The organism is Chitinophaga sp. GbtcB8 (assembly GCF_019091455.1).
In the GTDB taxonomy this organism is placed as follows: Bacteria; Bacteroidota; Bacteroidia; order Chitinophagales; family Chitinophagaceae; genus Chitinophaga.
This window is the reverse complement of sequence record NZ_JAGXJN010000003.1, coordinates 288,622-303,558: the sequence shown is the minus strand read 5'-3', so window position 1 is coordinate 303,558 and position 14,937 is coordinate 288,622. Positions and strand designations below refer to the sequence as shown.

Here is a 14,937-nt window from a genome sequence, read left to right as displayed (position 1 = left end):
GCGGCACAGGAAATTTATCTTTATCTGCATCGGGTAGCCCATCATCCCGAAAATGTCAATGTTATCCCAGCTTTCCTTATTATCACCACGGGGCGGATAATAGTTGATACGGATCTTGTGATACAGGTCACCGTACAGCTCGGGGTTTAGATCAGGACGGAAAATATCTTCCAGTACCCCTAGTTTGGACACTTCTTTTGTTTTAAAGTTATCCGGATCATCCAGCACCCATCCGTCACGATTGCCCAGGATATTGGTAGAAAACCAGCCCTGAACGCCCAGCGCCCTTGCTTGCAAACCGGGTGCCAGAATGGTTTTCATGAGAGTTTGGCCGGTTTTAAAATCCTTACCGCCAATGGGGGTATGGGTTTCTTTAGCCAGCTGCACCAGTGCAGGAATATCGCAGGTAAGGTTAGGCGCGCCATTACAGAAGGGTACGCCCAGTTTCAGCGCTGCATAAGCGTAGATCATGCTGGGGGCAATGCGGCTGTCATTGTCCTTTAAGGCCTGCTCAAATTTTGCCAAAGTGTCATGAATGTCTGCCGCTTCATGGAAAATTTCCGTGGAGCCGCACCATACCAGTACAATACGGTCACAATTATGTTTGGCCTTGAAGTTCTTAATGTCGTCCATTACGGCCAGGGCCAGGTTGTACTTGGTATCGTATTCCTTTACATGGGTACCATCCAGGTTCTTTACAAAGTTTTTATCAAAAGCAGCTTTCATGGGCACCAGCGCTTCCAGCTCCGGCTGAATGGCTTTTAACAGGTGGGGGTCCAGTACGCCTGCTTTACGGGCGGCGTCATATACATTATCTTCATACACATCCCATCCGCCAAACACAATGTCATTTAAGTCTGCCAGGGGTACAAAATCTTTGATCTTGGGGCTTCTGTTCTCCGTTCTTTTACCCAGGCGTATGCTGCCTGTTTGGGTAAGGGAACCGGTGGGTTGGGAAAGACCTTTTTTAACTGCTTCAACGCCGGCTATTACAGTAGTTGCTACTGCGCCCAGGCCGGGGATGAGGATTCCCAGCTTACCTTTTGCGTCCTGAACTTGTTGTTTCTTTGCCATCTTTAATTGGTTTTAGCTGTCGCACGGTACCTTTCCCCTGATGCCAGTACGGCATCGGCAGGTCTGCTACCGGTTTCAGCTCAATTTTTCGTTTTGTGGTTTTATAAAAGAACTGTTACCTATAACCATTTATTTTCTTTATACCACTGCAGCGTTTCAGCCAGCCCTTTTTCAAGGTCATACTCCGGCGTATAAGGCAGGTTGTTCCGGCCTTTTTCAATGCTGCAATTCCAGTTGGGCGCGGTTAGCTCATTCAGCTTTTCTTTGTTGAGCGCCGGCGCTTTCCCTCCGGAAGGCATTTTTTCGAGTATGCCCGCTATTACCTCTACTATTCCATACGGAACATGGAATTTCAGGGTGTTTTTCTTTAGCAGCTTTTTGGTGATGTCTGCCAAAGCATAACGGTCATACACATTTCCATCTGACAAGTTGTAGGTACCCAGGCAAGGTGATGTAAGCGCACTGATCGCGGCCTTTGCCAGGTCTTTAGCGTACAGAAAGCTGAAGCGTTGCTGCTTTCTGCCAATGTATGGTTCCCATCCGCGGGCGATCATTTTAAACATAATGAATATGTCTTTGTCGCGGGGGCCATATACAGCGGTGGGACGTAAGGTAATTAAGGGAAGTCCCTCTATTTGCTGTAAATATTTTTCTGCTAACAGTTTACTTCTTCCATAAGCCGTTACCGGCTGCGGTGCACTTTCTTCCAGCAAGGGGGCCTGCGCTTCATATGCAATGGGCCCCAGGGCTGCCAGGCTGCTGATGAACACAAACCTTTTAATGGGTGCTTTGGCATTTTTAATAGCCAGCGCAAGGTTTTGTGTATACCCTGCATTCACCGCATTGTACTCTTCTTCGGAAAAGGCTTTGGTAATGCCGGCGCCATGTATCACATAATCATACTGATGCTCTTCCAGCAATTTCCTTATGGCTTCTTCACTCCTGAAATCCGGGGAAACGTATTGTACGGCCAGCCCTTCCAAATGTTTTACCTGGCTGGAGGCCCGAACAGCTGCGTGTACTTCCAGTCCGGCTTTTAACGCAGCTTCAATCACATGAAATCCCACAAATCCACTGGCACCTGTAATAAGAACTTTTTGTGTCACCTTTTATTGTTTGTCTGAGGTTTAATGTTCAAAGTTTGACAATGCGATCTACGTTCAAACTTCAAACCTAAAGCCTCAAATCGCCTTTTCATATATCCGGTACGTCTTATATACCTTTCCATTGATGTGCTCTACGGCGCGGTTCATCATCTCATTGCCTTCCAGCACCCAGCTGGCTTCCGCCCACTTCATACCTTTTGCAAGGCCTTTTTCCATGATAGAGCCGTAAAAACAGGCTTCAATACCCATCCTACGATAATCTTCCAGCACTCCCAGCACCATTACGCGGAGGGAATTTATTTTTTTGCGGCCGGTAAGCAGCTTGATCAAACCGGTGGGGAATAAACGGCCCCGTTTAATTTTGATCAAGATCTGGTTTATATCCGGAACACAAATGGAAATGCCGATCAGTTTCCCATTCAGCTCTGCCAACTGGATGAAATCCGGGTCGGCGATCAATTTCAGATCTTTGGCTGTATAGTCAAATTCGTCCCGTGTCATGGGCACAAAGCCCATGTTCTTATCCCAGGCGGCATTATATACTTCACGGATGCGTTCTGCCTCCGCTTTGAAATCTTTCATGTTAATATTACGGATGGTAACACCCCGCTGAGACAAACGTTGTTTCAGGAGGTTCATCATTTTCAGCGCCTTATCATTAAACGCATCTTCCGTAATCTTATATGCATACAGGTCTACCTTTTTCTGCAGGCCCTGCCGGTCTATCAGGTCCAGGTAATAAGGTTTGTTATACGTCATCATGGCTACCGGTGCGCTGTCAAACCCATCTACCAGCAACCCGCAGGTTTCGTTGGTAGAAAAGTTCACCGGCCCTATCATAGTGCTGGTGCCTTTTTCCTTTAACCACTGCTCAGCGGCCTGGAATAAGGAGGCGGCTACGCCTTCGTCATTAATGCTGTCAAAGAAACCAAAGAAACCGTCGTTTGCTTTATTGAACTCGTTATGATTTTTATTGAGGATGGCGGCTATCCGGCCCACGATCTTATTATCCTTCCAGGCTAAGAAAAGCTGCAGGGTGGAATGCTTGTGGAAAGGATGCTTGCCGGGTGTTAGCAGGTCGCGCTGGGCTATATGCAGTTCCGGCACGTAATAAGGATCATCCTTATAAAGGTCGTGCGGAAAGTCTATGAATTGAGCCAACTGCTTACCTGTATGCACGGGTTGTATAGTTACCCCTTGTGCTGGTGTAAGCGGTTTACGCTGCTGCACCGGCGTTGCCTCCGTCATATTTTTTCTTTTAAGGTGGTGATGTCCAGTTTTGCGAAAGCTTCCTTCATTTTATACACCGCTTCTTCGATCTGGTCAAAGGTATGTGTAGCCATGAGGGAGAAGCGCAGCATTGTTGCATCGGCAGGCACCGCGGGCGGTACTACGGGGTTTACGAACAGCCCGTTGTCCTGCAGCATTTTTGCGATAGCAAAGGTTTTTTCATGATCCCTTACATATACAGGAATAATAGGGGAAGCGGTGGGTCCCAGCTCAAAGCCTTCTTCCGTTAACAGGTCCTTGGCGTAATTGGTATTAGCCCACAGTTTTTCAATATGCTCAGGTTCTGTTTCTATAATATCCAGGGCGGCCATTGTACTGGCTACTGCAGCCGGCGTCATGCTGGCGCTGAAGATCAGGGAACGGGCGCTGTGTTTCAAATATTCAATGGTATCTGCATCACTGGCCAGGAAACCGCCCAGGGAAGCAAAGGATTTACTGAAGGTGCCCATGATCACATCCACCTTGTCTGTTAAGCCAAAGTGAGAAGCAGTACCGGCGCCTTTTTCACCTACCACACCCAAACCATGCGCATCATCTACCATAATACCGGTATTGAACTGCTCTGCCAGGGCTACGATCTCCGGCAGGCGGGCCAGGTCGCCTTCCATGCTGAACACACCATCCACTACGATCAGCTTATTCACCTCAGGGGGCAAACCTTTCAGCTTGGCTTCCAGGTCCTCCATATTATTATGGCGGTACTTGATCACCTTGGAGTAGGACAGGCGGCTGCCATCAATAATAGATGCATGATCATACTCATCGAGGATGATATAGTCGTTACGGCCGGTTAAGCTGGACAATGCGCCCAGGTTAGCCTGAAATCCGGTGCTGAACAGAATTGCCTTCTCTTTCCCTACATAACGGGCCAACCGGTCCTCCAGCTCAATATGAAGATCCAAAGTACCATTGAGGAACCTGGAACCGGCGCAACCGGTGCCGTAGGTGTCTATGGCTTTTTTGGATGCTTCCTTGATCCTTGGATCGTTGGTAAGCCCTAGATACGAGTTGGAGCCAAACATTAGCACCCTCTTCCCATCAATAATCACCTCCGTGTCTTGAGCAGATGATATAGGCCTGAAATACGGATATATACCTTTTTCCTTGGCAATAACTGCCTCTTTTACAGGTAGCCTCTTGTACATTAATTAATATGCTTAGCTGTGAAAATCGTACGCGTAATTTGCTTATTGCTTGTCTTAAAAGCCTTTAGATTTGTTCGACTAAAAAACTTTTAATGTCCAAAAATACAATTCTTAAACATTTCTTAACAAAAAATTTTGCAGCAAGGTTTGTTTTTCTATAGGGATGTTGCTCATTTTCAATAGGTTAAATATTTTTTTTAATTATTTTGGCTCGGTTCAAAGTGGGCACATATATATTAATTATTCCTGGAATAGAAAAAAGCTTAGGACATAATACCCAAAAATGAATTTAACCGCAAATTAAAAACGAATTACACAAATTGTAATTACCAATTCGTGTAATTCGTTGTATTTTTTTTACTGGGGCCTGCCCGGCCCGGTAAATTATCCTTTTATAAACTCAGTATTGGCAGTCAGGGTCACCTCTTCGCTCAGCATTGCATTCGGATATTTTGTACCGAAAGAAAAATCAGAACGTTTGATAGTACCGGTTACTTTAAAGCCTGCTACGGTTTTCTTGCTCATGGGATTTACGGTAGTACCGCGCAGGGTAGCATCCAGGGTAACGGGCTTGGTAACGCCATGCAGGGTCAGGTCGCCGGTTACTTTGTACTTGTTGTCGCCTACTTTCTGTACAGATTTGCTTTTGAAGGTAACGGTCTTGTATTTGGCTACGTCAAAGAAATCTTCTGTTTTCAGGTGACCATCGCGTTTTTCGTTGTCAGTGCTTACGCTGTTGGCGTCTGCAGTCAGCTCAATCACGGCATCGGAAAAATCTTCTTTGGAAGAAGTGATCTTAGCTTCAAAATTGGTAAAGGCGCCATCTACATCAGAGATCATCATGTGGGTAACGCTGAAACCTAATTTAGAGTGAGCGGGGTCCAGTGTCCAGGTTTGAGCAAAACTGGCCAGGGAGAAAATAGTGCATACTGCGAAGATCAGGGCGGTCTTTTTCATTGTGTGTTTTTATTTTTTGTTTTTTATAATTGAATAAAGGTTATGCTTTACATCCTTTAATGAAACCGGATATGAGGTCCTGCAATACCAACCGGTTCAGCTCCTCATTATTGGCCGGGCCAATGATGTTAATGGATACCAGCCCGTGGATCATGGACTGGAAGGCATGGAACTTTAAAAAGGGGTCTGCGGCCCCGTTCCCGTTCTGTTTTATAATTTGCTCAATAGTACACCGGATCACATCCATACACTCTCCTACTTCCGGTATTTTGCGCGCGCTTTCACAGGTAGGTATGCCCAGGCTGAACATTAGCTGGTAATATTGTTTATCCTGAAAGGCAAAATCCCAGTAAGCCCTGCCAATAGCTTCCAGCTGCTGTTCCGCATCCGTATGCTGCTGCCTGGCGTTGCGCAGCTGGTTTTCCAATAGCTGAAAACCTTTTTTATTAAATTCTGCGATGATGGCATCCTTATTTTCAAAATGGTCATACACCACCGGCACACTGTATTCTATGGCTTCTGCAATTTTACGGATGGATAGTGCAGCCCAGCCTTCCTCGTGCACCAGGTGCCAGGCGGCATCCAATATGCCGGCCCGGATCTCCTCCCGCTGCCTTTGTTTACGTTCTGCAATACCCATGTGATATAAATTGTTGAATGCAGGTATGGGGAGTGTAATTGCCCTCATTCCTCCATTTAATCGCCCTTTAGAAATCCTAACGGTGTTAGCAAAAGTAAGAGTAATAATTCGTTCCAACAAATATTATTTTTGCCTTATCTTTATTTTCGACTTTTAAAGTATTTTGGTCCGAAAGTCAGTTAAAGTTTGGTACTTATCGTTTTTTCTAGGTAGTTTTGAGTGGAACGACTTTAAACCTACAATGACAACACTGGCAAAAGACGAAGTGATCAAATCCGATATTCTGGAGGAAGCGGCGAAGCTTTTCCGGCACTATGGCTTGCAGAAAACTACCATGGAAGATATTGCGAGAGCGGTTGGTAAAGGCAAGAGCACGCTGTATTACTATTATAAGAATAAGGAGGAGATATTTGATGCGGTGATCCGTAAGGAAAAGAACATGATGTTCCGCAACATACAGGAATCCGTAAGCAGGGAAGATAGTGCGGTTAAAAAGCTGGAAGCCTTTACCCGCAGCAAGATGCGGGAGATTAAACGGATGACCACTTTATACCAGGTGGTGGCCAGTGAGTTAAAGCTCTGTAATGAGCTGGAAACCAACATACGCAGAAATTACGACTGTACGGAGATAGAAATTTTGAAAAGCATCTTGCAGTATGGGGTTGTTACCGGCGAATTTCCAAACTACGATCAGCAGGATATAGAAATGCTGGCTTTTTTACTGGTAAATGCCCAACGGGGTGTGGAAACGGCCCTGGTAATGGATCAAAAGCTGGATGAGATCGGGGAAATGATGGACTTCCTGGTGTCCATACTGATGAATGGTATTAGAAGGTCCTAAAAAAATTTGCCCGTTACTCGACCGGAAAACGATAATATTCTAATTTTTCATCGTATATAATTGCTGTTACTACAGTGTAACAGTTGTAGGTTTAGGCAATAAGCCGGAATAATCCTGTTCCGGCTTTTTTTATGGCCTTTTCATTAGCCATAACGCCGGAATGCATTAAAACTGTATATCTATCCGGCACTATTGGGGAATAATTTGTTTTGTTCCTCCTGAACATACCCTGTCAAAGGCTTTGGGCCCTGGGGGGACTGCCAGCCTGAGATTCATCGATTTTTCCGTTTTGCGTAAACAGTTTTCCCGATTGGAGTCCCAACAAATATCCCGGAGGTGTTCCTTTGCGGCGAAAACAAGTATACTTTATCACATGCCAATTTCGACCAGCCGGCAGTTACTGACTGCAGTATTTATTCTCTTGTCATTGAATGTTTTAGCACAAACGTCCATCAAAGGAGTTGTGAGGGATCTTAACAACGCTCCTGTACAAAAAGTAAGCGTTATTTTACTCAATAAACAGCATAACACCACTACCGATACTACCGGCGCATTCCTTTTCAGCGATCTGCCGGCGGGCAAATATACCATCCGCTTTACGCATACCGGTTTTGCAGCAGATCAGAAAACCCTTACCCTGAACCAGGGCGAAACCCGGGTAGTAGACCTGGTGCTGGTACCTTCTACGGAGCAGCTGCAAACCGTAGAGATCACCGGCCGTAAAGAAGCCGGTTACAAGAACACTAACTCTTTTATAGGCAGTAAAACCGCTACTCCCCTGAAGGAGGTGCCGCAGGCTATTTCCTATGTAACAAAAGAACTGATGCAGGACCAGTCTGCCGTTCGGGTAGGCGATGTGGTTAAAAACTTCAGCGGCGTGAACCAGTTCACCTTCTACGATGATCTGACCATTCGCGGGTTCCGTATTAACGGGGGCAGCACCACACAGCTGTTAAATGGCATGCGCACCTTTACCGGTTTTTGGAAACAACCTATGGTAAACTACCTGGAGCGTGTGGAAGTGATCAAAGGCCCTGCCTCTGCCCTGTTTGGCAATGCCTCTCCCGGTGGTACCGTAAACCGTGTTACCAAAAAACCGCTGGAAGAATCCCGTAAATCCCTGAGCTTTACCACCGGCAGCTTTAATACCACCCGCGCACTGGCCGATTTTACCGGCCCGCTGAACGATCAGAAGACCATCCTGTACCGCTTAAACCTGGGATATGAAAATGCACAATCGTTCCGCGACCTGCAGTTTGACAAAAACATTGTAATAGCGCCCTCTATCTCCTTTTTGCCTACTTCCCGTACCAGGCTGAACTTTGATGCGGTATATAACAAATCCAACAGCCGCTTAGACCGTGGCCAGTCTGTATTTGCAGGCACCGACCAGAAAGCGTTGTACACCACGCCCACCTCACTGGCCCTGAATGCGGTGAATGATCACCTGGACGAGGAGAACTTTACCGTTATGACCTCCCTGACACACCAGTTCAGCACTAAGCTTGCATTTAACCTTTCGTACCTGCGTACGGGTTATATACAGGACCTGGTGGAGAACCGGAGCGCCAATTCCTATGCGGTGGATTCTTCCGGTGCACCTATTGGCAACCTGGTGGCCAGGCAGGCATTCATCCGCCAGTCCAAACAGTTCAGCGATAACGTATCAGCCTATCTTACCTATGACCTGAATACCGGCAAGCTGGCTCACAAGCTGCTGCTGGGTTATGACTATGCCCAAAGCACGCTGCCTCCGGGATCTTCCCAGCAAACAGCCACTGGTTACCTGAAAAAAGATGGTACTGCCGGCGCTTATAATGCCAAAAAGAAAGATGATTATGTGTTCTACAACTATAAAGTGACTGATACGCATGGAAAGCCTGTCCGCAACAGCGCAGGCACAGCAGATTCTGTGAGGTATATTCCAAAACCCAATGTTCCCTCCTACGACCTGATCGCAAGGAATAACCAGCTGGAGGATATGACGAAGTACATATTCACTACAGCAGCCAACAGCGCTACTGTACCGGTTTTTGGCGGGTTAAGCGGCTTTTATGCGCAGGACCAGGTGAAACTGGGACCGGTACAAGTATTACTGGGCGTGCGTTATGAGCTGTATACTGATAAAGCCAACTATAAAACAGATAGTGTAAGAAATGTGCGCCAGCATGCCTTTTTACCGCGTATAGGCGTGGTGTATACCCTTACCCATAATGTTAATATCTACGGTATTTATACAGAAGGTTACAACCCGCAGGATCCTGCGGTGCAGGCCAACCGTTTAACCGGTGGCCCGTTTGATCCTATTACCAGCAACCTGGTAGAGGGCGGTTTAAAAACAGAATGGCTCAGCGGCCGTTTAACGGCTAACCTGGCGGTATACCGCATTCGCCAGAAAGGTACTTTGTACAATGCTTCCGATGCCAACAATCCTGACCTGATGATACAGGTAGGTGAAGAAGAGGCTAAAGGCGTGGAAGTGGATGTAACCGGGCAAATAGCGCCTAACTGGGATGTAGTGGTAACCTATGCTTATAATGATGCCAAGATCACCTCATCCGGCAAAACGGATGCTGACCTGGTAGGCGTGCAAAAACCCAATGCACCTAAACAGCAAGGTAATGTATGGACCAAGTATACCATTCCGGCCGGCCCTGTTAAAGGATTTGGCATAGGCGCAGGCGCCAACTTTGTTACAGAAAGGAACCTGAGCCTCAGCAAAACGCAGAACCTTCCCGGTTATGCTTTGCTGAACGCGGCTTTATACTATAAGGTGAATAAAGTGCAGGTACAGTTTAACCTGAATAACATAGGTAATAAGGTGTACTGGGTGGGCGGATATGACTATCTTCGCCTTTTCCCGGGAGCGCCCCGTAACTGGCAGGCTACGGTATCGTATACTTTTTAAGGCGGAATGCATTTAGCCTTTAGCATTTAGCCTTTAGCGCATTTAAATCATTAACACGTGAAAAAAATAATAGGCTGGTTACATTTATGGCTGGGTATTTCCTCCGGGTTAGTGGTGTTGATAGTGGCATTAACAGGCAGCCTGCTGGTTTTTGAAGATGAGCTGGACCCGCTTTTCCATCCTTCCTTCTTTTACGTAACCGCGCCTGCCGGCGCCCTTCCCCTGTCTGCAGATGCGCTGGCCCAAACCGTACAGCAGCAATACCCGGAGTATAAGCTGTATGATTTTGTTATAGAACAGGAGGCCAGCCGCAGCATGATCTTTACCCTGCGCAAAACTAAAACAGATGGGCTGAATGTAGCGGTGAACCAATACACCGGTACCATTATTGAAGCGGTTAAGGAACAGCGCCGTTTTTTCTATGTAGTACTGCAGCTGCACCGGTACCTGTGTATGGGTACGGTGGGTAAAGTGATCACCGGTATTTCCTGCTCCATTTTCCTGATACTGGTGTTAACCGGGCTGGTGCTGTGGTGGCCCAAACGCAATACCCGCAGGCAACGCATGAAAGTGAAGTGGGATGCTTCCTGGAAACGCCTGAACTGGGACCTGCATGCTGTACTGGGCTTTTATGTGCATATTGTTATTTTCACCATTGCCCTTATGGGCCTTACCTGGAGCTATGAATGGGTGAATAACCTCATTTTCCTCACGTTTGACGGTAAGCCCTATAAAAAAATGGTTGCCCCTAAGGTTATGCCTGCAAAGGTTAAGAATACTGCTTACCTGGACCAGGTATTAGCAAGTACCGATAGTTTGTTTGCCTATCACGGGCCCATCAGGATCCGCTTTGCTGAAAAGAAAAATGAAGCTGTTACTGCAACCCGGCAGAATACGGATGCTGCCATAAGCAACATTACCAGCTTTGCCTATTTTGAGCCAGGCAGCGGCAAGCTGGTAAAAGTACGCCCCTATGAAACAGAAAGCCGCGGCATGAAAGCCCGGAGGCTGGTATACCCCATTCATACCGGCAGCCTGCTGGGCTGGCCTACCAAGATCATTGCGTTGATAGCGGCGCTGGTGGCGGCTTCCCTGCCTGTAACCGGTTTATGCATATGGCTGAACCGCAAAAAGAAAAAGAAACCTTCCAAAGCCGGTAAATACAAGCTGCCGGATGATGTTCCACTGCTCCGGAAAGATTCCGTATCTTCCCCGGCAGGGATATCATGAACACAACCTTTAGTATAACTCCGCTGGGCGATAGCGCATTGATAATTGAGTGGGAACAAGAGATCACATTACCTGTGCATACACAGGTAATGCAGGCATTCCACCACCTGCAATCCCTGCAGCTGCCATATGTTACAGACCTGATACCGGCTTACGCTTCCCTTTCCGTGTTATATGATGCCGTGCAGATAAGACAGGAAGCCAAACGCCCAGCCTTTATATGGCTCAAAGATCTGCTGACCGCCACTTTACAGCAAACCATCACTGTTACTACTACTCCGCCCCGCCACCTGCAAATACCCGTATGTTATCACCCTTCCCTTGGGCCTGATATAACGGAAATGGCTAAACAAAAAAATATAACTACCAACGATATTATAACACTGCATACCACTGCCACCTACACAGTGTATATGCTGGGCTTTTTACCCGGCTTCCCTTATATGGGAAAGGTGCATAACACCCTGGCCACACCGCGCTTAAAACAACCGCGCCTGCAGGTAGCTGCCGGCAGCGTGGGTATCGCGGGTGAGCAAACGGGTATTTATCCGCTGGCCTCCCCCGGCGGATGGAATATTATTGGCCAAACACCTATACGCCTGTTTGATGCTGCACTGGACGAGCCCTGTTATTGCAGGCCCGGCGACCAGGTACAGTTTGTGCCCATTTCCCTGGAAGAGTTTCACCAGCTAAGTATAAAGCATGCATAAATCATTTAAATAAACGCTATGAGCATACGCGTACTACAACCCGGCCTGCTGGATACCGTGCAGGATGCAGGACGGACCGGTTACCAGCACCTGGGCATTAACCCCACCGGGGTAATGGACCGTGTAGCCATGTACGTAGCTAACAGCCTGGTGGGCAATGCACCTGATGAAGCGGTGATAGAAATGCACTTCCCTGCTGCGGCATTGCTGTTTGAAGATTTTGCCATGATAGCCTTGTCCGGTGCGGACCTGGGCGCTATGGTAAATGAACAGCCGGTGCCTATAAATAAACCGGTGCTTATGACCCGGCAGGCAGTATTACATTTTACCAAACCGGTTAGCGGCGGCTGTACCTACATGGCTATACGCCATGGCCTGGCCTTAACACCCTGGCTGGGAAGCTATAGCACTCACCTGAAAGCAGGCGCCGGCGGCTTCCAGGGCAGGTGCCTGCAAAAAAATGATGTGCTGCCCATGCGGCAGGTTACTCCCTATAACAAGCTATTACAGCAGCACCTGGCCCGTGAGCTGCCCTGGATGACAGGCGTGCGTGACCTGTACACTACCGGCGATCATATACGCATTACCAATGGCAGCGGTTTTACCCTGCTGGATGCACATGCAAAAGAACAATTTACCAGCACGGCTTTTTCCATAGCTGCGCAAAGTGACCGGATGGGCTTTCGCCTGCAGGGGCCTTCCCTGAAAACGGCGGTAAAAACAGAACAGCTGTCGGCCGGTGTTACCAGGGGTACCGTACAATTGTTACCCAACGGACAGCTGATCATATTAATGGCCGACCATCAAACTACCGGGGGCTACCCCCGTTTAGCGCATGTAATTACTGCCGACCAGCCTTCCCTGGCACAGCTGAAACCGCGTCAGCACCTTCACTTTAGCGTAGTTACACAACAGGAAGCGGAAGACCTTTTAATGCTACAGGACCAGCGCTTGCAATTGCTGCAAAATGCCTGTAAATTACGGTTAGAAGAATGGCTTTCTCTTTATGGCTTACATTGATCTGAACTGCGATATGGGCGAAGGGCTGGATACTGACGGCGCTATTATGCCCTTTATCAGCAGCGCTAATATTGCCTGCGGTTACCATGCCGGCAACAAAGATACCATGCTACATACCGCTACCCTGGCAGTGCAGCACAAAGTAGCTATTGGCGCACATCCCGGTTTTGCCGATAAGGAAAATTTTGGCAGAACAGAACAACACCTAACAGATAATGCTTTGTATGACCTGGTTACCACCCAGGTATATGCCCTGCAGGTAATATGCAGCTCCCTGCATGCGCCGCTGGTACATGTAAAACCACATGGCGCCCTGTATAATATGGCCGCCAAAGACGCTAACATGGCCCGCATCATAGCCAGGGCCGTACATGATGTAGATAAAAAACTTTGCCTGTTCGGGTTAAGCAATAGCCAGCTGATAACTGCTGCAAAAGCGGCCGGACTTAAAACCGCCAGTGAAGTATTTGCAGACCGCACTTACCAGGATGATGGCTCCCTGACACCCCGCAGCCAGGCCAATGCCCTTATAGACAGTGAGGAACAGGCCATACAGCAGGTGCTGCAAATGGTAAGCCAGCAAAAAGTAACTACCGTTAACGGGCATACGATACCGCTGACCGCAGATACCATCTGCATTCATGGGGATGGCGCACATGCTGTTGCATTTGCCCGTGCCGTGCATGCTGCTTTACATGATCACCACTTAACCATCCGCCATCCTTGAGCAAACAACGATCTTCCGCCCTGCTGGGCGCCGCCTTCCTGATGGCTCCCTCCGCCGTTGGCCCCGGCTTTTTAACGCAAACCACCGTATTCACCCAACAGCTGGCAGCTGCCTTTGGCTTTGTAATACTTATATCTGTGCTGCTGGATATTGGCGCACAATTAAATATGTGGCGCATACTTACTGTAACGGATAAACGTGCCCAAGACCTGGCCAATGAGCTGTTACCCGGCCTGGGCTATTTCCTGGCCGCGCTGATCGTATTGGGCGGGCTGGCCTTTAATATTGGCAATATTGCCGGTTGCGGTTTGGGTGTGCAGGTATTAAGCGGTATGGATACTACTTATGGCGCGCTGCTGAGCGGCGGCATAGCCCTGTTTATTTTCTGGTTAAAGGAAGCCGGCAAAGCCCTGGATCATTTTGCACGGTGGCTGGGCATTTTAATGGTACTGTTAACATTGTATGTGGCGGTAAGCTCCCACCCGCCCCTGGGTGCTGCTTTACAGCAAAGCATATGGCCATCTGTAATTGATACCAAAACTATTGTTACGCTGGTGGGTGGCACGGTTGGCGGTTACATCAGCTTTGCTGGCGCCCACCGCCTGCTGGATGCGGGTATTAGCGGACCATCACATGTACAGTATGTAAATAAAAGCGCAGTAAGTGGTATTATGATCACGGGCATTATGCGCACCTTGTTATTCCTGGCGGCTTTAGGTGTAGTAACACAAGGCGCTTTGCTGGACAGCAGCAACCCGCCGGCAGCTGTATTCCGGTTTGCAGCCGGTGAGACCGGGTACCGTTTTTTTGGTGTTGTAATGTGGAGCGCAGCTATTACTTCTGTGGTGGGCGCTGCCTATACTTCTGTTTCTTTCTTAAAAACATTCCATCCTTTCATTGCTTTAAATGAACGCTGGTTCATTTCCTTTTTTATTGTATTCTCTACGCTGGTATTTATACTGGTAGGGCAGCCGGTAAAACTATTGATCATGGCAGGCGCGCTCAACGGACTGATATTGCCGGTAGCCCTGGCCGTGGTATTGCTGGCCGCTACCCGCAAGCGCTTAATGAACGGTTACCGCCATCCCGTATGGATGCAGGCTGCGGGTTGGCTGGTGGTAGCGGTGATGGGGTGGCTGAGCGGGGTTACTATTTGGAAATGGCTGGGGTTTTAATAATTACGAATTGTCAATTACGAATTACGGATGGTTTGAAGCGGATGATTGACCCGGATTTTTTAATCGCTTGATTAAACCGTTGCATTTTAATTCGTAATTCGTAATTCACAA

At 47.9% G+C, this 14,937-nt stretch carries 13 protein-coding genes; 7 read left to right on the top strand and 6 right to left on the bottom strand.

From position 1 onward, the window contains the following. The 6 genes from KVT36_RS06470 to KVT36_RS06445 form a co-directional block, all read right to left on the bottom strand. The coding region (locus KVT36_RS06470; RefSeq protein ID WP_217602679.1) for an inositol-3-phosphate synthase at positions 1-1,074 on the bottom strand (1,074 nt) is incomplete at its 3' end. A gap of 119 nt (positions 1,075-1,193) precedes the next feature. Continuing rightward, on the bottom strand, positions 1,194-2,180 hold the full coding sequence (locus tag KVT36_RS06465) for an NAD(P)-dependent oxidoreductase (RefSeq protein ID WP_089918270.1): 987 nt from the start codon (positions 2,178-2,180) through the stop codon (positions 1,194-1,196). A 75-nt stretch (positions 2,181-2,255) separates the two neighbouring features. Further along, positions 2,256-3,428 carry a hypothetical protein gene (locus KVT36_RS06460; RefSeq protein ID WP_217602678.1) on the bottom strand — a complete coding sequence of 391 codons (1,173 nt, stop codon included), beginning with the start codon at positions 3,426-3,428 and terminating at the stop codon, positions 2,256-2,258. Next, positions 3,425-4,615: a pyridoxal phosphate-dependent aminotransferase family protein gene (locus KVT36_RS06455; protein WP_217602677.1), complete on the bottom strand. Its 1,191-nt coding sequence runs from the start codon at positions 4,613-4,615 to the stop codon at positions 3,425-3,427. The genes KVT36_RS06460 and KVT36_RS06455 overlap by 4 nt, the downstream gene beginning before the upstream one ends. A gap of 384 nt (positions 4,616-4,999) precedes the next feature. Next, positions 5,000-5,572, bottom strand: a complete 573-nt coding sequence (locus tag KVT36_RS06450) for a YceI family protein (RefSeq protein ID WP_217602676.1) — start codon at positions 5,570-5,572, stop codon at positions 5,000-5,002. Positions 5,573-5,612: 40 nt separating this feature from the next. Further along, positions 5,613-6,260: a TetR/AcrR family transcriptional regulator gene (locus KVT36_RS06445; protein ID WP_254639867.1), complete on the bottom strand. Its 648-nt coding sequence runs from the start codon at positions 6,258-6,260 to the stop codon at positions 5,613-5,615. A gap of 193 nt (positions 6,261-6,453) precedes the next feature. Here KVT36_RS06445 and KVT36_RS06440 point away from each other — a divergent pair, with 193 nt between their 5' ends. From KVT36_RS06440 to KVT36_RS06410, 7 genes are all read left to right on the top strand, one after another. Next, on the top strand, positions 6,454-7,053 hold the full coding sequence (locus KVT36_RS06440; protein WP_217602675.1) for a TetR/AcrR family transcriptional regulator: 600 nt from the start codon (positions 6,454-6,456) through the stop codon (positions 7,051-7,053). A gap of 373 nt (positions 7,054-7,426) precedes the next feature. Then, a complete protein-coding gene (locus KVT36_RS06435) occupies positions 7,427-9,961 on the top strand; it encodes a TonB-dependent receptor (RefSeq protein ID WP_217602674.1) in 2,535 nt (844 codons plus the stop codon). Between the two features lie 57 nt (positions 9,962-10,018). Beyond that, on the top strand, positions 10,019-11,191 hold the full coding sequence (locus KVT36_RS06430; protein ID WP_217602673.1) for a PepSY-associated TM helix domain-containing protein: 1,173 nt from the start codon (positions 10,019-10,021) through the stop codon (positions 11,189-11,191). Beyond that, entirely contained in the window at positions 11,188-11,901 is a 714-nt protein-coding gene (gene pxpB, locus KVT36_RS06425) for a 5-oxoprolinase subunit PxpB (protein WP_217602672.1), read from the top strand. Before KVT36_RS06430 ends, pxpB begins: the two co-directional genes overlap by 4 nt. 18 nt (positions 11,902-11,919) lie before the next feature. Further along, positions 11,920-12,921, top strand: a complete 1,002-nt coding sequence (locus KVT36_RS06420; RefSeq protein ID WP_217602671.1) for a biotin-dependent carboxyltransferase family protein — start codon at positions 11,920-11,922, stop codon at positions 12,919-12,921. Then, positions 12,908-13,648 (top strand): 5-oxoprolinase subunit PxpA, encoded by a 741-nt coding sequence (locus KVT36_RS06415; protein WP_217602670.1) that lies wholly within the window; start codon positions 12,908-12,910, stop codon positions 13,646-13,648. The genes KVT36_RS06420 and KVT36_RS06415 overlap by 14 nt, the downstream gene beginning before the upstream one ends. Continuing rightward, complete coding sequence (locus KVT36_RS06410) at positions 13,645-14,823, top strand: NRAMP family divalent metal transporter (protein ID WP_254639866.1); 1,179 nt, start codon at positions 13,645-13,647, stop codon at positions 14,821-14,823. Before KVT36_RS06415 ends, KVT36_RS06410 begins: the two co-directional genes overlap by 4 nt. Positions 14,824-14,937 lie beyond the last annotated feature (114 nt).